At 65.5% G+C, this 21,485-nt stretch carries 18 protein-coding genes and 1 tRNA gene; 12 read left to right on the forward strand and 7 right to left on the reverse strand.

All coding sequences use genetic code 11. The annotated features are described in order from the left end of the window. Nucleotides 1-37: 37 nt before the first annotated feature. Nucleotides 38-811, forward strand: a complete 774-nt coding sequence (locus ASG92_RS06595) for an SDR family oxidoreductase (protein ID WP_056626191.1) — start codon at nt 38-40, stop codon at nt 809-811. Between the two features lie 1,026 nt (nt 812-1,837). Here ASG92_RS06595 and ald read toward each other — a convergent pair. Continuing rightward, on the reverse strand, nt 1,838-2,956 hold the full coding sequence (gene ald, locus ASG92_RS06600) for an alanine dehydrogenase (protein WP_056626195.1): 1,119 nt from the start codon (nt 2,954-2,956) through the stop codon (nt 1,838-1,840). 606 nt (nt 2,957-3,562) lie between these two features. Here ald and ASG92_RS06605 point away from each other — a divergent pair. Continuing rightward, on the forward strand, nt 3,563-5,044 hold the full coding sequence (locus ASG92_RS06605; RefSeq protein WP_056626197.1) for an amino acid permease: 1,482 nt from the start codon (nt 3,563-3,565) through the stop codon (nt 5,042-5,044). Nucleotides 5,045-5,211: 167 nt separating this feature from the next. Beyond that, a complete protein-coding gene (gene alr, locus ASG92_RS06610) occupies nt 5,212-6,453 on the forward strand; it encodes an alanine racemase (RefSeq protein WP_056626200.1) in 1,242 nt (413 codons plus the stop codon). Between the two features lie 57 nt (nt 6,454-6,510). Here alr and ASG92_RS06615 read toward each other — a convergent pair whose 3' ends face one another. From ASG92_RS06615 to ASG92_RS06625, 3 genes are all read right to left on the reverse strand, one after another. Then, a complete protein-coding gene (locus tag ASG92_RS06615) occupies nt 6,511-6,726 on the reverse strand; it encodes a hypothetical protein (protein ID WP_056626202.1) in 216 nt (71 codons plus the stop codon). 128 nt (nt 6,727-6,854) lie between these two features. Then, nucleotides 6,855-6,936 (reverse strand) — tRNA-Tyr (locus tag ASG92_RS06620). Nucleotides 6,937-7,051: 115 nt separating this feature from the next. Beyond that, nucleotides 7,052-7,306, reverse strand: a complete 255-nt coding sequence (locus tag ASG92_RS06625; protein ID WP_056626205.1) for a hypothetical protein — start codon at nt 7,304-7,306, stop codon at nt 7,052-7,054. A 203-nt stretch (nt 7,307-7,509) separates the two neighbouring features. Between ASG92_RS06625 and ASG92_RS06630 the strand changes: the two genes are divergently transcribed. The 4 genes from ASG92_RS06630 (at nt 7,510) to ASG92_RS06645 (ending at nt 11,222) form a co-directional block, all read left to right on the forward strand. Further along, nucleotides 7,510-8,001 carry a YajQ family cyclic di-GMP-binding protein gene (locus ASG92_RS06630; RefSeq protein ID WP_056626208.1) on the forward strand — a complete coding sequence of 164 codons (492 nt, stop codon included), beginning with the start codon at nt 7,510-7,512 and terminating at the stop codon, nt 7,999-8,001. Nucleotides 8,002-8,248: 247 nt separating this feature from the next. Beyond that, complete coding sequence (gene efeO / locus ASG92_RS06635; RefSeq protein ID WP_056626210.1) at nt 8,249-9,463, forward strand: iron uptake system protein EfeO; 1,215 nt, start codon at nt 8,249-8,251, stop codon at nt 9,461-9,463. Next, nucleotides 9,460-10,740, forward strand: coding sequence for an iron uptake transporter deferrochelatase/peroxidase subunit (gene efeB / locus ASG92_RS06640; RefSeq protein WP_082579349.1), 1,281 nt, complete (start codon nt 9,460-9,462; stop codon nt 10,738-10,740). Before efeO ends, efeB begins: the two co-directional genes overlap by 4 nt. Further along, nucleotides 10,737-11,222, forward strand: a complete 486-nt coding sequence (locus ASG92_RS06645; RefSeq protein WP_056626212.1) for a GNAT family N-acetyltransferase — start codon at nt 10,737-10,739, stop codon at nt 11,220-11,222. Before efeB ends, ASG92_RS06645 begins: the two co-directional genes overlap by 4 nt. Before the next feature lie 149 nt (nt 11,223-11,371). Here the strand turns inward: ASG92_RS06645 and htpX are convergent, their stop codons facing one another. Together htpX and ASG92_RS06655 are read right to left on the reverse strand one after the other, a co-directional pair. Then, entirely contained in the window at nt 11,372-12,241 is an 870-nt protein-coding gene (htpX, locus tag ASG92_RS06650) for a zinc metalloprotease HtpX (RefSeq protein WP_056626213.1), read from the reverse strand. Between the two features lie 48 nt (nt 12,242-12,289). Further along, entirely contained in the window at nt 12,290-13,561 is a 1,272-nt protein-coding gene (locus ASG92_RS06655; RefSeq protein WP_056626215.1) for an MFS transporter, read from the reverse strand. A gap of 76 nt (nt 13,562-13,637) precedes the next feature. Here ASG92_RS06655 and ASG92_RS06660 point away from each other — a divergent pair, with 76 nt between their 5' ends. The 5 genes from ASG92_RS06660 (at nt 13,638) to ASG92_RS06680 (ending at nt 19,754) form a co-directional block, all read left to right on the forward strand. Then, nucleotides 13,638-14,105 (forward strand): Fur family transcriptional regulator, encoded by a 468-nt coding sequence (locus tag ASG92_RS06660; protein WP_056626217.1) that lies wholly within the window; start codon nt 13,638-13,640, stop codon nt 14,103-14,105. 27 nt (nt 14,106-14,132) lie between these two features. Continuing rightward, nucleotides 14,133-15,638, forward strand: a complete 1,506-nt coding sequence (locus tag ASG92_RS06665; protein WP_056626219.1) for a catalase — start codon at nt 14,133-14,135, stop codon at nt 15,636-15,638. Between the two features lie 137 nt (nt 15,639-15,775). Continuing rightward, a complete protein-coding gene (locus ASG92_RS06670; protein ID WP_157372130.1) occupies nt 15,776-16,981 on the forward strand; it encodes a polysaccharide pyruvyl transferase family protein in 1,206 nt (401 codons plus the stop codon). A 7-nt stretch (nt 16,982-16,988) separates the two neighbouring features. Further along, the gene (locus ASG92_RS06675; RefSeq protein WP_056626223.1) at nt 16,989-19,016 is read left to right on the forward strand and encodes a DUF6541 family protein; all 2,028 of its coding nucleotides are present in this window, start codon (nt 16,989-16,991) and stop codon (nt 19,014-19,016) included. Between the two features lie 99 nt (nt 19,017-19,115). Then, a complete protein-coding gene (locus tag ASG92_RS06680; RefSeq protein WP_056626225.1) occupies nt 19,116-19,754 on the forward strand; it encodes a DUF2461 domain-containing protein in 639 nt (212 codons plus the stop codon). A gap of 36 nt (nt 19,755-19,790) precedes the next feature. Here the strand turns inward: ASG92_RS06680 and ASG92_RS06685 are convergent, their stop codons facing one another. Then, nucleotides 19,791-21,338 (reverse strand): amino acid permease, encoded by a 1,548-nt coding sequence (locus ASG92_RS06685; protein ID WP_056626227.1) that lies wholly within the window; start codon nt 21,336-21,338, stop codon nt 19,791-19,793. Nucleotides 21,339-21,485 lie beyond the last annotated feature (147 nt).

Below are 21,485 nucleotides of genomic sequence, written 5' to 3' on the forward strand. Positions count from 1 at the left end.
ACTTGCTGGTCCAAAAATGGTTTCTTAGAGTTGCCGTATGGACCAGAAATTGAAAAATAAGACAGCACTGATCACAGGATCGACCAGCAACATCGGCCGCTCCGTCGCCTACCGCCTCGCAGCCGAGGGAGCACACGTCATCGTTTCGGGCCGCGACCAGACGCGCGGCGAAGCAGTGGTTAATGACATCCGAGGCAAGGGGGGACGTGCTGATTTCGTGCGAGCTGACCTCGACGGTAGCCCCAGGGCGAGCAAGCAACTAGCCGAAGAGTCCCTCGCGCTATTGGGTGGCCGCGTCGATATTCTCGTCAATAATGCCGGCATTTTCCCCGCGGCAACCACGCTAACTGCCGACGACGAGACGTTCGACCGTGTTTACGGGGTCAATGTCAAAGCCCCGTTCTTCCTTACACAGTCGCTAGCTCCGGTCATGGAAGCAGCGGGCGGCGGAACCATCATCAATCTCGGGAGCTGGGTTGCGCGGATGGGCCTGCCCTTTGGAGCCCTTTACAGCTCCACCAAGGGTGCACTGGAGACACTGACCCGGGCATGGGCATCTGAATTTGCCTCAAGTAACATCCGGGTCAATGCAGTAGCCCCTGGGGTAATCCGCACTCCGGACCTCAATCCCGATGAAGAGTATCCCGGTGAAGCGCTCATGATCGGCACACCTGCAGGGCGTGCCGGACATCCGGACGCGATCGCAGCAGCCGTTCTGTTCCTTGCCTCGGACGATGCTGAATTTGTCCACGGATCGATCATTGACGTCGACGGTGGCCGGGTCGGAGTCGCCGTCGTGGCGAGCTCCTGACCTCGGGTCCACTTTCGCAACACATCCCCAACGGGTGGAACCGCACCAACCTGCAAAACGCCGGGGGTCAGCGAAGTAAGCCAGCGCTACCTGGGCATGGGGATGGGAATGACCCTCTCTCGACGGGAGAGGGTGTCTCTTTCCTCGAGCACGACATGGCGAGAGTTCAGACGACCTCCACGGTTTCCCGGTGCTTGTATTTGAGGGTCGCGGACCACTGCGCGGAAAAGTAGCGCTAAGGATCAAACCGATCGCAACGATTGCTAGCGTCGATCGTTGAGAGAGCATGGCTGGTGAATATTTAACGGCTGCCGAAGAGGTGGCGTACGGGCGGTATGCGCATGAAGCTCCGACACTAGCGAGATGGCGCTGATTCCCATTTGTATTCAATCCACACCGTAAGACCTTGAGCACGTTCGAACATGGCGCGTCGTTCTGCTCCATCGGCAGATATCCAGAGGATTCTGCCGTCGGTCGTCACTGCGTCGACCACGCCTGTTCGCACGGTCCCTTCCCCGCGTCGGATTTCGACGGTTTCACCCACTACGGGCAACCAGTCGTGCTGAAGATGTAGCTTCCTTGTCACGGAATTCCTTCTCAAGGGTATTTGCAGGGTGTCAGTCAGATTGCGGGATACCTCAAGCCAGCGACGGATCCGCGGTGGGTTACGACCCCGCCAGTTGTGTTTTTGTTGCAGGGCGAACGTTCCCCCAGCCATGTAAGTGGTGCCAGATGACTGGCGCTGCTGACTCAAAAACGTCCCTCAAGCTGGGCCGGGCCAGCGCATCAGCTGGAACAGGGGCCTCTGCCGCCCGGTGGTCCGCCAGCACCGGCTCCGGCCGTGCATTGCCGGCCCGGCACCCGTATTGCCAGCCATCAAGCGAACCTGACAACGAAAACGAGCGGGACCGCAGCATTTATGCATCAGGGGGCAGCTGAAAGTACGACGGCGGGTCCCCGGCTTCGCGTGGAAACCGGGGACCCGCCGCACTGCGTTCAGCTAACGCCCTGAACAAGCGCGTTGGCTTAGGCCGAGACCAGGTTGTGCCAGTCGTTCACGAGGGGCAGGTTGTGCGCCTCGGAGACGGAGCGGTGTGCCACGTGGCCGGCGGCGATGTTCAGGCCGGCGGCCAGTGCAGGGTCCCGGTCGAAGGCGGCATTGACGCCCAGGTTGGCCAGAGCCACTCCGTAGCGGAGGGTGACGTTGGTCAGTGCGTAGGTGGAGGTGTTCGGGACGGCGCCGGGCATGTTGGCGACGCAGTAGAAGATGGTGTTGTGGACCTTGTAGGTCGGTTCCTGGTGCGTGGTGGGGTGCGTGTCCTCGAAGCAGCCGCCCTGGTCCACGGCGATGTCGACCAGGACCGAGCCGGGCTTCATGCGCGAGACGAGCTCGTTGGTGACCAGCTTGGGGGCCTTGGCGCCCGGGATGAGCACGGAGCCGATCACCAGGTCCGCGTCCACCACGGACTTCTCGATCTCGTACCTGTTGGAGGCGACGGTCTTCAGTCGGCCCTGGTACTGGGCGTCGAGTTCGCGCAGGCGGTTGATGTTGATGTCCAGGATGGTGACGTCGGCGCCGAGGCCGATTGCCATCGCTGCGGCGTTGGTGCCTGCGACGCCGGCGCCGAGCACTACGACCTTGGCCGGGCGGACGCCCGGTACGCCGCCCAGCAGGACGCCCTTGCCGCCGGCGGGGGCCATCAGGGACGTGGCGCCGACCTGGACGGACAGCCGGCCGGCGACCTCGGACATCGGCGCGAGCAGGGGCAGGGTGCGGCCTTCCTGCACGGTCTCGTAGGCGATGGCGGTGACGCCGCTGTTGATGAGTTCCTGGGTCAGTTCGGGCTCGGCGGCCAGGTGCAGGTAGGTGAAGAGGATCAGGCCCTTGCGGAAGCGGTGGTACTCGGCCTCGACCGGCTCCTTGACCTTCATGACCATGTCAGCGCGGGCCCAGACGTCGTCCGGATCGGCGACGATCTCGGCGCCGGCAATGACGTATTCCTCGTCAGTGATGCCGGAGCCCAGGCCTGCGCCGCGCTCGACCAGGACCGTGTGGCCGTGGGTGCGGAACTCGTGAACGCCGGCGGCCGTGATGGCAACGCGGAATTCGTTGTTCTTGATCTCTTTGGGGACACCGATGATCATTTTTGGGGCTCCATCCAGAATAGGTCCGCCTGTGAGGCAGGCGACAGGAACGGTCCCCGGACCAGCGGCCGGAACCGCGTGTTTCCGCGGATTCTCGCAATCATCCTTCGACGTTTGTCGAGTCGCAGGGCGTCAGGTGTCGCCTGCTGTCCGTTCGTCGGCAGGCCCTTCGGGACGTAGTCTTGCAGCATGCAACAGCTGGACGTGGAACAGCTGTGGAACAGGTTGCCCTCAGTTCGGCCGCGGGCTGTCGCTGGAAGACCCCAACGGAGTTCTCCTCGCCCACAGCTCCAAGCTTTCGCCCGCCCTGCACGAAAAAATACATGGAAATGAGCCATCTTTTTCTTCACCGAACGGCTGAGTATCCCTATTTGACATTTTGGATGAGCTTGATCACACTCGTCACTGTGGCTCCGGCAAGGAGGCCGGCCACCCTGAATCCCAGCTCCGAACCGAATGAATCGGACTGAAGAAATACCCCGACGGAACTCCCGAATCCAACCGGGTCAAGAGTCAATCCAAGCCTGACCGTGCCGCCGTATGCGTCGGCGCCGGTGTTTGTCGCGCCTATTTTGAGCCCTACGCCGCACACGAGGAAGAGTCCACATGACAGAACATAGTTCAACCCACACAGCTGCCAGAGCAAATCCACACCCCTCATCACCACCCCACCTTGCCCGCTCGCTGAGCAACCGGCACATCCAGCTCCTGGCTATCGGCGGCGCCATCGGCACAGGCCTCTTCATGGGCTCCGGCAAGACCATCTCGGTGGCCGGGCCGTCCGTCATCTTCGTCTACATGATCATCGGCTTCATGCTGTTCTTCGTCATGCGCGCCATGGGCCAGCTGCTGCTGTCCAACCTGAACTACAAGTCCTTCAGCGACTTCGCCGGCGACCTCCTGGGCCCGTGGGCCGGCTTCTTCACGGGCTGGACCTACTGGTTCTGCTGGGTGGTCACCGGCGTGGCCGATGTGATCGCGATCGCCGGCTACGCCGAACAGCTCTGGCCGGGCATCGAGCTCTGGGTCCCGGGCATTGCCACCATCATCATCCTGCTCCTGCTCAACCTCCCCAGCGTCAAGGCGTTCGGCGAGACGGAATTCTGGTTCGCCCTCATCAAGATCGTGGCGATCGTGACGCTGATCGTGGTGGGCCTGGTGATGATCTTCACCGGATTCAAGTCCGGCCCCGGGACTGCCGGCTTCACCAACCTGTGGAGCCATGGCGGCTTCTTCCCCAAGGAATTCATGGGCTTCGTGGCCGGCTTCCAGATCGCCGTCTTCGCGTTCGTGGGCATCGAACTCGTGGGCACCGCCGCGGCCGAGACCAAGAACCCGGAGCACAACCTGCCCCGCGCCATCAACGCCATCCCGCTGCGCGTCATGCTCTTCTACGTGGGCGCCCTGATCATCCTCATGTCCGTCATCCCGTGGACGGAGTTCAAGGCCGGCCACAGCCCGTTCATCGCCATGTTCTCCCTCGCCGGACTGGGCATTGCCGCCACCGTGGTGAACCTCGTGGTGCTCACCTCGGCCATGTCCTCGGCCAACTCGGGCATCTATTCCACCTCGCGCATGGTGTTCGGCCTGGCCAACGACGGCGACGCCCCCAAGCTCTTCGGCCGGCTCTCCCGCCGCAAGGTCCCGCAGAACGCCCTGTTCCTCTCCTGCGTCCTGCTCCTGGCCGGCGTCGCCCTGCTCTACGCGGGCAAGGACGTGGGCGTGGCTTTCGACATGGTCACCACCGTCTCCGCCGTCTGCTTCATGTTCGTCTGGTCCATCATCCTGGCCAGCTACCTGGTCTTCCGGAAGCGCCGCCCGGAGCTGCACGCGGCGTCGCCGTTCAAAATGCCCGGCGGCATCCCGATGGTGTGGGTGGTCTTCGCGTTCTTCGCGTTCCTGGTCTGGGCGCTGACTACGCAGCCGGACACGCTCACGGCGCTGCTTGTCACCCCGGCCTGGTTTGCGGTCCTCGGCGTTGCCTACACCGTCGTCCGCCGCTCCCCGGTGCACCAGGCCCGCGTGGCCGAGTGGAAGGCCATGGCGGACTCCGAAACGGACACCGTGAACAAACTGACCGTGAAATAGACCGAAGTTACGACTGCCCCGACAATGAAACCCACCTGCTGCTGCCCTCCGCGACGCCGGAGAAACAACTCATCACCGTCCTGCCGGACACGATCAAGCACCTCGCGGCGGGTCTGCGGAGCACCCCAACCGCTGCGACACAGAACGAACACCCAACGGAGCATAGGATGACTTACCCAGCAACAACAGGCGACTTCCGGCGGCCACGAGACCCGGCACCGGGCCCTGCCTATGAACGTTCCGCCGTGATTGATCTCGAGGCCATCCGCCACAATGTGCGGAGAGTGGCTGCGGCCGCTGCACCGGCGCGGGTCATGGCCGTGGTCAAGGCTGACGCCTACGGCCACGGCGCAGTTCCCGTAGCGCGGGCCGCACTTGAGGCCGGGGCCCGCTGGCTCGGCGTCGCGCACATCGCCGAGGCACTCACGCTGAGGGCGGCGGGAATTGACGCGCCCCTCCTTGCCTGGCTACACACCCCGGAAAGTGACTTCGGCGCGGCAGTTGCTGCCGGCGTCGACATCGGCTGTTCAGGATGGGAGCTGGACCGGATCGTCGCGGCCGCCAGGGAGCAGGACCGCCCGGCACGGGTCCACCTGAAGGCGGACACCGGCCTGGGCCGAAACGGCGCCACCATCGATGCCTGGGACCAACTGGTGGGCGAAGCCCAGAAATACCAGAATGAAGGGCTGCTACGGGTGGTGGGAATCTTTTCCCATTTGGCCGTCGCCGACGAACCCCACCGGCCGGAAACCGATGAACAACTCACCGCCTTTCGCGAGGTCCTGACCATTGCCGAGGATGCCGGCGTAGTTCCGGACGTCAGGCACCTGGCCAATACTCCGGCAGCGCTTTCCCGGCCGGACACCCACTTCGATCTGGTCCGGGTGGGTCTGGGTATCTACGGGATGTCGCCGTTCGAAGGACAGACGTCCGCCGAACTGGGGCTGCGTCCGGCCATGACTCTGCGCACTGTTGTATCCCATTGCAAGGACGTGCCGGCGGGCCAGGGAGTCTCGTACGGACTGAATTACCGGACCGTTGGCGCAAGCACGCTGGGGCTTATCCCGTTGGGCTATGCCGACGGCGTGCCGCGCGTGGCCACGGGTGGTCCCGTACGTGTAGACGGTGTGACCTACCCTGTGGCGGGCAGGATCGCCATGGACCAGATGGTCATCGATCTCGGCGGTCGGGAAGTTTCCGCCGCCGGGAAGAGCCTGCTGGGTGCCGAGGCTGAACTGTTCGGAAACGGTGCCGACGGCGGACCCACCGCAGATGACTGGGCACGGGCCGCGGGCACCAACAACTACGAGATCGTGACCCGCATCAGCCCCCGCGTGCCGCGGCGCTACATCAACGAATCGGAAACGCCGCTTGTGCCCATAAGCCGGTCCATGAAGCGTCCTGTATAAACAGGATCGTGGGCCAGCGTCGATTTCGGTCGTACGTGGCGTTGCTTTCGGCGCCCGTCAGGCCAGTTCGCCGCTTCCCATGCTCAGGTAGCGGTACACCGTTGCCCGGCTGGACCCGATCATCTTTCCGATGTCGGCGGGCTTCAGCCCTAGCGCCCTGAGCTCGTGGGCGCGCTTCACAGCATTACTTTCCGCCGTGACCTCCCGCCGTCCTGCCTTACGCCCGTTGGCCGCGGCGACGGCCATGCCGGACACAGCCACCGGAGAGATCATCCGGGAACTCACCATCGACCCCACTCGGGACTACCAACCCAGACAAAGAAAAACACCCCGGTCCGAAGACCGGGGTGTCAACGGTGACTCGACTCATCCGTAAAGGATGTCTCGACTCACCACATGGGTGGCAGATGAGGGATTCGAACCCCCGTAGGCGTTGCCAGCTGATTTACAGTCAGCCCCCTTTGGCCGCTCGGGTAATCTGCCGAACTTCAAAAGAAGATCACCGCGGTTGTTGTTTCAGCACCGCGGCAAGACAACCTTACAGAACTTCCGCCCAAGAATCGAATCGGGGCCCGGCGTGCCCAAAAAGCCCGGAATCTCAGGCTTCTCCGAGGATGCGGCCGGCGAGTTTGGCCTCGAACCGGATGGCCTGGTCCTCGGTGATCTGGTTGAGCTGCACCGCCCGCTGGAGGTCCGCGTGCACGCCGTCGAGCCGGGACGATGCGTCGGCGACGGGGCTGAGAATAATGGACGCCGCCACAGCGGCGGCGGCCACGGACGAGGCGGCGGTGGCGATTGTTCCTGCGGCGGCGGACGTGGACCGGGTGACGTAGCGGGCGGCCTTGTGGGTCATTTGCTTTCCTTTCGGAGCGGCTTCCAACTGCTACAACTTTGCCCGCCGAAGCTTCGTTCCCGCCCCGCCTCCGCTGTGAGTGAACTGTGAATGCGGCGGCAACTTCACATCCGGGCCAACCGTACTACGCTGGAATCCAGATATTCAGGCCCTCCCCGGGCCCGCACCGCCCGGGCGAAGCACCCACCAGCATAAGGAGAGTCATGGCAGGCGAGTCCACATTCGACGTCGTAAGCAAGGTAGACAAACAGGAAGTTGCGAACGCGCTGCACCAGGCGCAGAAGGAACTGGCCCAGCGTTACGATTTCAAGGGCGTCGGGGCCGAGGTCGACTTCAGCGGCGACAAGATCCTGATGAAGGCGAACTCCGAGGAGCGCGTCCTTGCCGTCCTGGACGTGCTGCAGTCCAAGCTGATCCGCCGCGGCATTTCGCTCAAGTCCCTGGACACCGGCGAGCCGTACGCATCCGGCAAGGAATTCCGGCTGGAGGCCTCCATCAAGGAAGGCATCGCGCAGGACCTCGCCAAGAAGATCAACAAGCTGATCCGCGATGAAGCCCCCAAGTCCGTCAAGTCGCAGATCCAGGGCGACGAGCTCCGCGTCACGTCCAAGTCGAGGGACGACCTCCAGGCCACCATGGCGCTGCTCAAGGACTTTGACGAGGCCGACCTCCAGTTCGTCAACTTCCGCAGCTAGGACACGCCGGAGGTCAGTCGACACGCAAGGGGCCAGAACAGACGCCAAGGGCCGGGTGCCCGCATGGTCACCAGCAGATCGCCGCGCGCGAGGCCGAGGTCGCTGTCGGCCAGGATGGCTGCGTAGAACTCCGGAAGTCCGGCTTCCTGCTTAGGCGAGCCTTACCTCGATCGGGGACCTCTCGAGACCCAAGGCGCGCGCAGCACCTCCCCAATGACATCCCCGCACCGACATCCCCAAGGACACCATGACTGCGTCTCACTCTTCCCTGCCGGCAAGCACCGGGCGTGCGCGTTCGGCACGCCGCGCCTCCGGACTCAGCCTGCTGGCTGGCGCCGCCCTGCTCCCCTTCGTCCTGAGCTCCTGCGCAGGGACAGCGTCGCCCGCGCCTTCTTCGGACGGCGGCAGCATTGCCGTCTCAAGCACCAAAGATGACTGCAACGTCTCCACCACGGAGGCACCCAGCGGCAACATCACTTTCTCCGTCAAGAACGACGGCGACCAGGTCACCGAGTTCTACCTCCTCGCCGAGGACGGGCTTCGAATTGTGGCCGAAGCGGAAAACATCGCACCGGGAATCACCCGGAACCTCGTGGTGAACGCGCCCGCAGGGTCCTACACCACGGCATGCAAGCCGGCCCTCCAGGGCGACGGAATCCGGGCCGCGTTCACCGTCACCGACTCCGGCAAGCCGGTCACGGCCGACGCCAACCTCCGGAAGCTGAGTGACACCGCGGTCACGCAGTACACCGCCTACGTCAAGGACCAGACGGAGCAGCTGGTGACCGGCACCAAGGCGTTCGCGGCCGCCTTCGCCGCAGGAGACGCCGCCAAGGCCCGCAGCCTGTACGCCGATACCCGCATGCACTGGGAAAGGATCGAACCCGTGGCCGAGTCCTTCGGCGACCTCGACCCCAAGCTGGACCTGCGCGAAGCGGACCTTGAACCGGGCGAAAAATGGACGGGCTGGCACCGTGCAGAGAAGGACCTTTTTGCCCCCGCCGGCTACAAGCCGATGGCCGCTTCCGAGCGGGCTGCCCTGTCCAAGCAGCTGGTGGCGGACACCGAAGACCTCTACCAGCGGACCCGCACCGTGACCCTGACCGCGGACAAGCTTGGCAACGGAGCCAAGGAACTCCTGGACGAAGTTGCCACCGGAAAGGTCACCGGCGAGGAAGAAATCTGGTCCCACACGGACCTTTGGGACTTCCAGGCCAACATTGATGGCGCCAGGATCGCCTTTGAAAACCTGCGGCCCGTCCTGGGCCAGAAGGACGCCGCGCTGGCGGCCGAACTGGACACCAAGTTCACCGCCCTGCAGGCCGAGCTGAAGAAGCACGCCACCGGGGGCGGCTTCAAGTACTACAACGAGCTCTCCCCGGCCCAGGTGCAGCGGCTTGCCGCGCTGGTGGACGCCCTGGGCGAGCCCCTTTCGAAGCTGACGTCGGCGGTGGTCCTGTGAGCCAGGTAACGCGCCGCGGGTTGCTGTCGCTGGCAGGCGTCGGCGGCGTGGGTGCCGCCGCCGGACTCGCCGCCGGGTTCCTGGGCCACGATGCGTTGGCCGCAGGCGCCGCCGGATCCACGGATCCGGTAAGTGACACCGTCCCTTTTTACGGTGAGCGGCAGGCCGGGATCACGACGCCGGCCCAGGACCGGCTGCACATGGCCGCCTTCGATGTCATCACCGAGGACCGCGGCGAACTTATCCAGCTGCTCAAGGACTGGACGGAAGCCGCCGCGGCGATGTCGGCCGGGCGCGAAGCCGGAGCCACCGGAGCAGTGAGCGGCCCCTATGACGCGCCGCCGGAGGATACCGGCGAGGCCCTGGGCCTGACCGCCGGGCGGCTGACCCTCACCTTCGGGTTCGGCCCCACGCTCTTCGAGAAGGACGGCAAGGCCAGGTTCGGGCTGGACGGGCGCCGGCCGGCGGCGCTGATCGACCTGCCGCACTTCCCCGGCGACGATCTCCAGGAACAGCGGACGGGCGGCGACCTGGTGGTCCAGGCCTGCTCCGACGATCCTCAAGTGGCCGTCCACGCCATCCGGAACCTTGCCCGCATCGGGTTCGGCAAGACCAAAGTGCGCTGGTCCCAGCTGGGCTTCGGCCGGACGTCCTCCACTTCCCGCGCCCAGCAGACTCCGCGCAACCTCTTCGGGTTCAAGGACGGCACCAGCAACGTCAAAGCCGAAGACACGGAGCTCCTCGACGAGCACATCTGGGTGCCCGGCGGCGGCAAGGCAGCGGAGGCATGGATGGAAGGCGGCAGCTACCTGGTGGCACGCCGCATCCGCATGCACGTGGAAATCTGGGACCGCACCTCGCTGCGTGAACAGGAAGGCCTGATCGGCAGGACCAAGGCCGAGGGTGCCCCGCTGTCCGGAGGCACCGAGTTCACGGCCCCTGACTTCGAGGCGAAAGGCCGCGACGACGAGACGCTGATCGCCAAGGACTCCCACGTCCGGGTGGCGCACCACTCGCACAACAAGGGCGTGCGGATGCTGCGCCGCGGCTACAACTTCACTGACGGTTCTGACGGACTCGGCCACCTGGATGCCGGCCTGTTCTTCATTGCCTTCGTGAAGGATCCCCGCACCAACTACGTGCCCATGCAGATGGCCATGGCACGGCAGGACACGCTGTCCGTAGAATACCTGCAGCACACCGGCTCGGGCCTGTTCGCTGTTCCTCCTGGAGTGCAGCCCGGCGGTTACATCGGCGAAGGGCTCTTCAAGGCATGACCGGAACTCACGGCGTCATCCAAGACCGGCAATTCACAGTGGCAGCCGAGCCCTGGGACGGCGACGACGGCACCCGGCTGCGCGCCATGCAGCGGGCCGAACTGGACGCCCGGTACGGCTGCGACGATCACGAGCCGGGATCGGCACCCACGTCAGAGGACATCACCGTGTTCCTCGTGGCACGGGATTCCGACGGCGCGGCGGCGGCCTGCGGTGCGCTGCGGCTGCTGGATGCGGAGTCCGCCGAAATCAAGCGGATGTACGTGCTGCCGGCCCACCGCGGCAGCGGGGTGGCCACGGCGGTTCTCCGCAGCCTGGAAGCCGAGGCGGCCGGTCTTGGGCTGGGTGAACTCAAACTCGAGACCGGGACAGCCCAGCCAGATGCCATCAGGTTCTACGAGCGCGAGGGCTACCGGCTGATCGACAACTTCGGCCCCTACGCTGGCGAGCCGCTCTCCGTCTGCTATGCCCGGCCGCTCTGATCTGCCGACGCGGTCCCGTGTCTGGCGACGCGCGCGTTGCCCCGCGCTACGGATATTCCGGCCGCGCCAGGTAATGTGCGCGTCGCCAAGCAGTTTGCGCGTCGCCAGGTCATCTGCGCGTCGCCAGCCAGGAAGTACGACGGCGGCGCTCAGCCGAGCGACCTGCCTGCCATCCGCTCCAGCCGGGCGATCCGGTCCTGCATGGGCGGGTGGGTGGCGAACAGCCTGCTCATCCCGCCGCCGCGGAAGGGATTCGCGATCATCAGGTGGGAGGTGTTGACCAGTTTCTGGTCCTGCGGCAGCGGTGCCACCTGGACCCCCTGGTGGATCTTGCGCAGGGCGGAGGCGAGCGCCAGCGGATCGCCGGTGAGCTGCGAGCCGTCCTCGTCGGCGTCGTACTCCCTGGTGCGCGAGATGGCCACCTGGATGAGCGACGCCGCGAGCGGTGCCAACAGCGCCATGGCGATGAGGGCAAGCGGGTTCGAGTTGCGGCGGTCGCCGCCGCCGAAGAACAGCAGCATCTGCCCCACCGAGGTGATCACGCCCGCCACGGCAGCGGCCACGGAGGACGTCAGGATGTCGCGGTTGTAGACGTGCATGAGCTCGTGGCCCAGCACCCCGCGGAGCTCCCGTGGAGTGAGCATCTGAAGGATTCCCTCGGTGACGCACACGGCGGCATTCTGGGGGTTCCGGCCCGTGGCAAAGGCATTGGGAGCCATGGTGGGCGAGACATAGATGCGGGGCATCGGCTGATTGGCGCGGGCCGAGAGTTCCCCGACCATCTCGTACAGCTGCGGGGCCTGGGCCTGGGCCACCGGGTAGGCCTGCATGGCCCTCAGCGCGATCTTGTCGCTGTTCCAATACCCGTAGGTGGTGGTCCCGATGCCGATCAGCGCCATGATCCAAATGGGTGCCGCGCTGCGGGAGTTGACGCCGATCAGGGCGCCCAGGCCCAACAGCACCGCCCACAGCACGCCGAACAGCGCCGCGGTCTTCAGGCCGTTGTAGTGTTTGTGCACTTTTGCCTCCACAGGTCGTGACTTCAGGTCCTGACTCCGCCGGCGTCGCTACGGAACCGGGTTCCCGGCGTCGTACTTCAAGAAGCCGGACTGCCAACGCGCCGCCGCCCAGGCAACCGCCATGCACAGGAGGCCGCCGATCAGCAGGACCCAGCCCTCACTTAGAATTTTAGTGCCGCCGCCGGCCAACATGTCGCCCACCCTGGGGCCGCCGGCCACCACCACGATGAAGACGCCCTGCAGGCGGCCGCGCAGGTGGTCGGGCGTGGCTGACTGCAGGATCGTGGTGCGGAAAACGGCGCTCACGGAATCCGCGATGCCCGCCAGGCCGCAGCACAATGCGGCGGGAATCAGCCAGGCCGTGACGCCCCCTGCGCCCGACCTCCCGGCCAGGACCACCACCAGACCGAACGCCGCGATGGATGCTCCCCACCCCATGACGGACCAGACCACGGCACTTCCCTGCCGCCGAATGCCGCCCAGCGGTCCGGAAAACAGCCCCGCCAGGAACGCGCCAACGGCCGTGGAGGCCAACAGTATGCCCACAGTGGTTTCGCCGCCTCCCACCATGAGGGCGCCCACCGCCGGCAGCAGCGCCCGCGGCTGGGCGAGAATCATGGCCACGAGATCGATGACGAACGTCATGCGCAGGTTGGGGCGGGTGCCCAGGAACCGAAAGCCCTCCACGACGGACCGCAGCCCGGCCCGGCCCGCCTCCCTGCCGGGCGGCATGGGTGGGAGCTTCAGCAGTGCCCAGAAGGCGAACGCGAAACTCACCAGGTCCAGGGTGTAGGTCCAGCCGAATCCGACCGTGGCCACGAGCACGCCGGCCAGCAGCGGACCTGCCGTCATGGCCAGTCCGAACGTGACCATGCTGAGCGCGTTCGCCGCCGGGAGGAGTTCTTTGCGGACCAGGACGGGAATGATGGCGCTGCGGGCCGGCTGGTTAATGGCCTGGGCGCCGCTCTGCACGGCCACCAGCGCGTAGAGCAGCCACACGTTTCCCAGCTGCAGCCAGGCCTGGAGAGCAAGCCCGCCCACGGCCGCCCACATCACCGAGGAAGACAAAAGGGCCACGTTGCGGCGGTCGTGCGAGTCGGCAATCGAGCCGCCCAGCAGCCCGCCGACCACCAGCGGAAACAGCGCGAAGATGCTCAGCAGCCCCACGTAGAGGCTGTCATGGGTCAGCCGGTAGACCTCCAGGCTGACGGCCACCAGCGTCAGCTGGCTTCCGATGTTGGATATTGCCGAGCCGGCCCACAGCCGGCGGAAGGCCGGGCTTTCGCGCAGCGGAGTGATGTCTGCCAGTAGTTTCCCCACCCGGCAACTGTAGCCGCGCAGGGAACTTAGCCCAGCCTTATTGTGATCTAGTCAAAATAAGTGGTTCAATGGAACCATGACCGAACACCCGGAAAGCCACGCAGCATGGGCCGCGGCCCTGCGCGCCCACGGCCGCCGGGTGACCAAACAGCGGCTGGCGGTGCTGGCCGCCGTCGAGCATCACCCCCATTCCCCGGCCGACAGCATCCTGGCCGCGGCGCGCGAGGAACTTCCGGAGCTGACCGCCCAGTCCGTCTACGTTGTGCTGGGCGACCTCACCGACCTGCACATGCTGCGCCGCTTCGAACCGCCGCACTCCCCGGCCCTGTATGAGACGCGCGTCGGCGACAACCACCACCACGCCATCTGCATCAGCTGCGGCCGGGTGGAGGACGTCGACTGTGCCGTGGGCCATGCCCCGTGCCTCACCCCGCACTGGAACGAGAACTCCCATCCCATGACCATCCAGATCGCCGATGTGATGTACCAGGGCATCTGCGGGGACTGCCAGCGGGCCCAAAAACTTCCTTCTGAACGCAACTGACAAGTAATCAATAAAAAAAGGAGAAAGATGACTTCGAACATCTCTGCGCCCGCCGTGTCCACGACACAGTCCGGTGCTCCCGTCACGTCCGACGCCCATTCCAAGGCAACCGGTGCCGACGGTGCCATCATCCTGACCGACCACTACCTCGTGGAGAAGCTCGCCCAGTTCAACCGCGAGCGGGTTCCGGAGCGCGTTGTGCACGCCAAGGGCGGCGGCGCATTCGGCAAGTTCACCACGTCCGAGGACGTCTCCAAGTACACCAAGGCCGCGTTCCTGCAGCCGGGTGTGGAGACCGAAATGCTGATCCGCTTCTCCTCGGTCGCCGGCGAGAACGGCTCCCCCGACACCTGGCGCGATCCCCGCGGCTTCGCCGTCAAGTTCTACACCTCCGAGGGCAACTACGACCTCGTCGGCAACAACACCCCCGTGTTCTTCATCCGCGACGGCATCAAGTTCCCGGACTTCATCCACTCGCAGAAGCGCCTTCCGGGCACCCACCTGCGCGACGCCGACATGCAGTGGGACTTCTGGACCCTCTCCCCCGAGTCCGCGCACCAGGTCACCTGGCTCATGGGTGACCGCGGCCTGCCGGCGTCCTGGCGCGAAATGCAGGGCTACGGCTCGCACACCTACCAGTGGATCAACGCCGAGGGCGAGCGCTTCTGGGTCAAGTACCACTTCAAGTCCAACCAGGGCGTGAAGTCCATGACCGGCGACGCAGCAGAGGCGCTGGCAGGCTCGGACGCGGACTTCTACATCCGCGACCTGCAGGAAAACATCGCCGCCGGCAACTTCCCGTCCTGGGACCTGCACGTCCAGGTCATGCCGTACGAGGATGCCAAGACCTACCGCTTCAACCCGTTCGACCTCACCAAGGTGTGGCCGCACGCGGACTACCCGCTGATCAAGGTCGGCACCATGGAGCTGAACCGGAACCCGGAGAACTACTTCGCGCAGATCGAGCAGGCCACCTTCGCGCCGTCGAACTTCGTGCCGGGCATCGCCGCGTCCCCGGACAAGATGCTGCAGGCCCGCATCTTCTCCTACGCCGACGCACACCGCTACCGCGTGGGCACCAACCACGCCCAGATCCCGGTGAACCAGCCGAAGAACCAGGTCAACAACTACAGCCAGGACGGCGCCGGGCGTTACCACTTCAACGCCCCGTCCGTTCCGGTCTACGCCCCGAACTCGGTGGGCGGCCCCGCAGCTGTTGAGCCGCAGAGCCCGGCCGGCGGCTGGGAGAACGACGGCGCGCTGACGCTTGCCGCGCACTCCCTGCACGCCGAGGACGGCGACTTCGTCCAGGCCGGCGCGCTGTACCGCGAGGTGTTCAACGACGGCGAGAAGTCCCGCCTGCTGGACACCATCACCGGCGCCGTGGGCGGCGTGAAGAGCCCCGGCATCAAGGAGCGCGCCATCCAGTACTGGACCAACGTTGACGCCGAACTCGGCGCCAAGCTGCGCGCCAACCTGGGCGCAGCCCCGGCCGCCAGCTCCGACGCTGAGGCCGCCAACAAGATCGGCTAATAGCCTTTCGGCCTGACAGGAACCCCGCTGCGGCACTGCCGCGGCGGGGTTCTTTGCGTCCCGCTGCACGCGTCATCATCCGCCGGCACCGGCTGCCAGGCGCACGTCCCCGCCCGCGGGGCGATATAGTCGTCAGCATGCAGTCGGGCCTCATTTATCTGATCGGCCCTTCGGGCAACCCCAATTTCGGCGACGAGTTCATCGCCGCCGCATGGCTTAGGTATCTTGCCGTTGAGCGGCCGGACGCCGAGGTGTGGCTTGATTGCCCCCAGCCGGGCCTCGCGCAGGTCCTCTTCGACGGACTTCATCCGCGCCTGCGGGTCACGAATACGCTGTGGCGGCTGGTGCACGAAAGTGCCGAGGTCCCGATTGAAACTGCGGCGGAAACCATCAGGGCGCGGGTGACGGAGCTGGGCTCGCCCTCCTACGACCTTGGCATCCTCAAGATGCGCGAAGCAGAATCGCTGCACCTGATCGGCGGCGGCTTCATCAACGAGAACTGGTCCCATCACGCCGGACTGGTCCTGGGAATGCGGGCAGTCCACGATCTGACCGGCGCCCGGCTCATCGCAACGGGCCAGGGACTCATGCCGATGGTGACGTCCGCCCCGGCCGAGATGCCGTTATTTCAAGGCTTCAGCCACGTCACATCGCGGGATGAGGCGGGCGCCGAGGCCTATGGAGTACCCCGGGGCCTGGATGATGCTTTTCTCGGCGTGTCTGAGGAAATTGCCCGGACTGAAGCCCTGTCGGGCCTGTTCGTGTGCATCCAAAGCGACACCGCCGACCCGGAGCGTTTCGAAACGGCGGTGGCGTCGGCACGCAAGGCCGTGGAAAGGGCCCGGCAGCAGGGCACTCAGGCGTATTACGTCGAGGCCATTCCCGGCGCAGACCGCGCCGCTTATGACCTGCTGGCCGACCTCATCCCGGAGGAACGGTTCTTGCCGTTTTCGCACATCTGGACACACGGCCTGCCCCTCTCACGCAATCAGACCTGGATCACGAGCCGGTTCCACTTCCACCTGCTTGCGGCCGCCGCGGGTGCCCGCGGCGTCGCCGTCAGTATGAAGAAGGGCTATTACGACGTCAAACACGAGTCACTGACCGCGCTGGGAAGTGGCTGGTCGCTCACCACGGACTCTGAGGAGCCGGACATGCCTCAGTACCGGGGAACCCTGCGGGATGAGCTGCCTGCACTTGTGGCGCAGAAACGTGCTGAGGCCGGCAGCATCTATCCGCCGCTGACCGGCCAGGCCGGATCCCTGACAGCCGGCGCCGCCAAGCTTTTCAACAAAGCCCTGGCCGCCCCGCTGAGGAACAAGATCCGGCCCGGAGCGCGCTGACACGCCCATGCTCGATTGGCTTCTTGAGCTGCTTCCACATGCTCTGACCGTTGTGCTCCTCGTCGCCGCGTTTTTCCTGCCGGGGCTTTTGGTGCTCCTGCCGCTGAAGCCGGGCTGGCCCGCGGCCACCGCTCTCAGTCCGGCCATCACCCTGCTGATCTTCCTCGCCGGGAGCTTCTTGGCGGACTCCGTGGGCGTGCCCTGGAACGCCGCCACTGCCGCCGTTATGGCTTTGCCGCCCATCCTTGCCGCCTGGCTGGCGGGCCGGCGGTTCAGCTTCAGCACGCCCTTGTCGCCCGCAGGCCTCGGTTTGCCGGCGAAAATTGCGGTCGGTGCGGGCGTGGCGATCGGTTCGGCGGTGACCTGCCTGGCGCTGCTCCGCGGAATCGGCGACCCGGCCACAGCCTCGCAGGGCTGGGATCCGATCTTCCATCTGAACGTCCTGCGGTGGATCCAGGAATCCGGCAGCGCCTCGCCGTGGGGCATAGCCCCGATATTCGGTGCCGGCCAGCCGACGTACTACCCCGCAGGCTGGCACAGCGCGGTGGCGCTCGTCCCGGGCAGCGTAACGGAAACAGCCAATCTGTCCTCTATCGTCATCGGAGGCATGATCTGGCCGATCGGCCTCACGTTCCTGGCCGCCGTCGTCCTGCCGCGGCATCCAGCGGCCTGGGCACTGACGCCGCTGATCGCGGCCTCGTTCGTCAGCTTTCCGTTCTCCCAACTCCTCCGTAGCGGCCAGTGGCCGAACGGTCTCGCCACCGCCCTGGTCCCGGCCACCCTGGCCGTGACCGTGGTGCTTCTGCGGCGCCTGACCTCCGCAGAACGGGCCGGAATGCAGGCCAGGGAGCATGTCCTCCTCGCCGTAATTCTGGCCGCACTCCTCGGCGGCTGCGTCGCCGCGCACCCCAGTGCCGTTTTTGCCACCGCCGTTGCCGTCCTTCCCTTCGTCGCGGCCGGCTTGCTGCCGCCACTAGTGCGGGGTGCGCGCCGCAGTCCCTGGCGTGCGGTAGCTGCGGCCGCGGCGGCGGTTGTAGCGGCGGTGGCGGCATATTCTGTCCTGGCCAACTCGCGGCTGCTGGCGGGCGTGATGGCCTACCGGCGGGCGGTGCGTGCCGAAATCCCGGATTCACTGCGCCTTGCCTTCTTCGACCTTCCGCGGTTTCCGGCCCTGTCCCCGCCGGCCCCGGACGATTTCAACCTCGCGGTGGGGCTGCTGGTGATCGTTGGCGCTGCAGTGGCTGTCTTTGTCAGGGGGGCGAGGCCACTCGCCATCTCCTGGCTGGCCTTTGTGGCACTCTATGTGCTGGCCGCTGGACCGGAAAACGGGCTACGGTGGCTGACAGGCTTCTGGTACAAGGACACGCAAAGGATCGCCCCCTTCATCGCGATGACGGGCAGCCTGCTGGCGGCCCTGGCCATCGCCGTGCTGGCAAGGGCAGCCAAGCGTGCAGTGTCGACGCGGCTGCCCTCGGCCCGCACCGGTGGCAGGTGGCCTGTTCCCGCGATCCTCGCCGCCCTGTCCGTTGCCGTCATGATCTACGGAATCTACTCGGGATCGGGGAGCTACCGGTCGGTGGAGCGGGTGGCGGTGGCCGCACAGAACTACGTGGTGTCCGACAATCCCGGAACCGGCGTCCTCTCAAGAGGCGAACAGGCCTTCATCGAGCGCGCCGGCGCAATGCTTCCGGCCGACGCAGTGGTAATCGGTGACCCGTTCAACGGCGAAACATACTTCTACACCCTCACCGGACGGCATGTGGTGTACACGCAGTTGGGCGCCCCGACGTCCGGGAGTCCGGCCAAGGAACTGCTCCGCACCGGCTTCAATCGGCTCAGGACAGACAAGTCGATCTGCGAGGCCTTGCGCAAGGTCGGAGCCACGCACTTTTATGAGGATGCGCCAGGCGCGGCGCACGGCAGTGCCAGCCTGAAGCGTTGGCCCGGTTTTTACCATGTGCCCACCGACCTGGGCTTTGAAAAGATCGCGTCCGCCGACGGCCGCGCCCTGTACCGGATCACCGCCTGCCGCTAGCCGGTAGCCGCTAGCCGGACAAATGGGGCGAGCGGTCCGTTTTCCACATACGCGGCCACGCCGGTGGCCCGCAGCGGTTCCAGTGCCTAGTCTTCAGTCATGAGCACATTCGAGGGCATCCCCGTCGCCACCGCGGCGGCCTTCTACGCCGAACTGGAAGAGAACAACACCCGGGACTGGTGGCAGGCCCACTCGACCGTGTACCAGGAGTCCGTTAAGGAGCCCCTCACTGCGCTCCTGGCCCGGCTGGAACCGCAGTTCGGACCCAGCAAGATCTTTCGGCCGAACCGCGACATCCGGTTCTCGCAGGACAAGTCACCCTACAAGACCGCCCAGGGGGCGTTCGCCTCGTTTCAAGAAGGGGTGGGCTACTACCTGCAGCTGAGCGCTGACGGCCTGCTCGTGGGCGGGGGCTACCACTCCCATTCACCCGCCCAGCTGGCCCGCTACCGGAATTCCGTCGATGCGACAGGCACCGGCCAGCAGCTGCAGCACATTGTGGACGCCATCGCCGCAGCAGGGTTCACGGTTGAAGGTGAAAAGCTCAAGACCGTGCCGCGGGGCTTCCCCCGGGAGCACCCGCGCGCGGAGCTGCTCAAGCACAAATCACTCTCCGCCAGCGTCGCTCTGGGTCAGCCGGACTGGCTGTCCTCCCCGGACGCCGAAGACGAGATCGCGCGGCTATGGGACAAGCTGCGCCCGCTGGTCGACTGGGTCGGGCGGAACGCCGCTCCGTGAACGGCGTTCCGCCCGGCCTGGTGGGACTGCAGCAGATCAGACCTTCGTCAGGACGTCGTCCTCATCGTCCTCGAGGCTCTTGGCCGGGCCGTCCACCGCGGCTTTGGCGCCGGCGAACTTCTCATTGAGCCGGGAGTGCCGCTGTCCGTAGGCGAAGTAGATAGCCAGGCCCAGGACAAGCCAGATACCGAAGAAGATCCAAGTCTCCACGGCAAGATTGGTCATCAGGTAGAGGCAGAGAACGGCGGAAAGGACGGGCAGCACCTTGCCGAACGGCACCCGGAAGGCAGGCTTCAGGTCCGGGCGCTTCTTGCGCAGCACCAGGATTCCCAGGCTGACCATCACGAACGCGGAGAGGGTGCCGATGTTGATCATTTCCTCGAGCAGGTCCACGTTGGTCAGCCCGGCAACCAAAGCGACAGCGGCACCGCAGATGACCTGCAGGCGGACCGGCGTTGCACGCTTTTCGCTGGTCTTGGACAGCGACCGCGGCAGCAGGCCGTCGCGGCTCATGGCGAGCACGACGCGGGAGAGGCCCATGAGGAGCACCATGATCACGGTGGTTAGGCCCACCAGCGAGCCGAAGGCAATGACCTTGGCGGCATCGGTGTTGCCGACGGCTTCGAAGGCAGTGGTGAGCGTGGGGTTCTTGACTTCCGCGAGCTGCTTGTACGACACCATGCCCGTCAGGGCCAGGGACACCAGGATGTACAGCAGCGTGACCAGGGCCAGGCCGCCGAAGATTCCGCGCGGCAGGGTCTTCTGCGGGTTCTTGACCTCTTCCGCGGAGGTGGCCACCACATCGAAGCCGATGAAGGCGAAGAAGACCAGTGCCGCCCCGGCAAAGATGCCCAGCGTTCCGTACTGCGCCGGGGCCGCGCCCGTAAGGAATCCGAAGAACGACTGCTTCATCACGTCCGCCGCCCCAGCGCTGGCCGTGGGCTCCGAGGCGGGAACGAAGGGAGTGTAGTTGGAGAGCTTGACGTAGCTGAAGCCGACAACGATCACGAAGATCACGACGCCGATTTTGATCAGTGTGAAGATGTTGCCCACGCGCGCGGAAAGCTTGGTTCCGAGCACCAGCAACACGGTGAAGATGGCGACGATGAGGAAGGCACCCCAGTAAAGGTCGACTCCGCCAAGCGAGATGGCGGGCGGAATGTCGACGCCCATCAGGGCAAAGACCTTGCTGAGGTAGATGCCCCAGTACTTGGCAATCACGGCGGCGGCAGTGAACAGCTCCAGGATGAGGTTCCATCCGATGATCCAGGCCAGCACCTCGCCCATGGTCGCGTAGGTGAAGACGTAGGCTGACCCTGCCACCGGGATGGCGGTGGCGAACTCCGCATAGCACATGATTGCCAGGGCGCACGTGACGGCGGCGACGGCAAAGGAGACCGTCACGGCGGGGCCGGCGAAGTTAGCCGCAGCCTTTGCGCCGACCGAGAAGATGCCGGCGCCGACAGCAACTGCCACGCCCATGATCATCAGGTCCCACGTGCTCAGGGAGCGCTTCAGCTTACGTCCGGGTTCATCGGCGTCGGCCATTGACTGCTCGATAGATTTGGTCCGCAAAAGATTCATAGGGAGTCCACAATCCTGGTTGGGGTTGGAAACAGACCTATCAATCGTAGTGTCCATCCAGTGGACGGCCACATTTGTCCCGCATGGTGAGACGCTGTGCACGCAAAACCACGCCCGGCCCTCCCCGCGCTGCGGCTGCGCGGTGTG

The sequence above is a fragment of the Arthrobacter sp. Soil736 genome (genome assembly GCF_001428005.1).
Lineage (GTDB): Bacteria > Actinomycetota > Actinomycetes > Actinomycetales > Micrococcaceae > Arthrobacter.

Excerpts from the sequence above, each read along its gene's own strand:
- ASG92_RS06595 (WP_056626191.1), top strand. The coding sequence starts at position 38 with ATGGACCAGAAATTGAAAAATAAGACAGCACTGATCACAGGATCGACC.
- ald (WP_056626195.1), bottom strand. The coding sequence starts at position 2,956 with ATGATCATCGGTGTCCCCAAAGAGATCAAGAACAACGAATTCCGCGTT.
- ASG92_RS06605 (WP_056626197.1), top strand. The coding sequence starts at position 3,563 with ATGACAGAACATAGTTCAACCCACACAGCTGCCAGAGCAAATCCACAC.
- alr (WP_056626200.1), top strand. The coding sequence starts at position 5,212 with ATGACTTACCCAGCAACAACAGGCGACTTCCGGCGGCCACGAGACCCG.
- ASG92_RS06615 (WP_056626202.1), bottom strand. The coding sequence starts at position 6,726 with ATGATCTCTCCGGTGGCTGTGTCCGGCATGGCCGTCGCCGCGGCCAAC.
- ASG92_RS06625 (WP_056626205.1), bottom strand. The coding sequence starts at position 7,306 with ATGACCCACAAGGCCGCCCGCTACGTCACCCGGTCCACGTCCGCCGCC.
- ASG92_RS06630 (WP_056626208.1), top strand. The coding sequence starts at position 7,510 with ATGGCAGGCGAGTCCACATTCGACGTCGTAAGCAAGGTAGACAAACAG.
- efeO (WP_056626210.1), top strand. The coding sequence starts at position 8,249 with ATGACTGCGTCTCACTCTTCCCTGCCGGCAAGCACCGGGCGTGCGCGT.
- ASG92_RS06645 (WP_056626212.1), top strand. The coding sequence starts at position 10,737 with ATGACCGGAACTCACGGCGTCATCCAAGACCGGCAATTCACAGTGGCA.
- ASG92_RS06660 (WP_056626217.1), top strand. The coding sequence starts at position 13,638 with ATGACCGAACACCCGGAAAGCCACGCAGCATGGGCCGCGGCCCTGCGC.
- ASG92_RS06665 (WP_056626219.1), top strand. The coding sequence starts at position 14,133 with ATGACTTCGAACATCTCTGCGCCCGCCGTGTCCACGACACAGTCCGGT.
- ASG92_RS06670 (WP_157372130.1), top strand. The coding sequence starts at position 15,776 with ATGCAGTCGGGCCTCATTTATCTGATCGGCCCTTCGGGCAACCCCAAT.
- ASG92_RS06675 (WP_056626223.1), top strand. The coding sequence starts at position 16,989 with ATGCTCGATTGGCTTCTTGAGCTGCTTCCACATGCTCTGACCGTTGTG.
- ASG92_RS06680 (WP_056626225.1), top strand. The coding sequence starts at position 19,116 with ATGAGCACATTCGAGGGCATCCCCGTCGCCACCGCGGCGGCCTTCTAC.
- ASG92_RS06685 (WP_056626227.1), bottom strand. The coding sequence starts at position 21,338 with ATGAATCTTTTGCGGACCAAATCTATCGAGCAGTCAATGGCCGACGCC.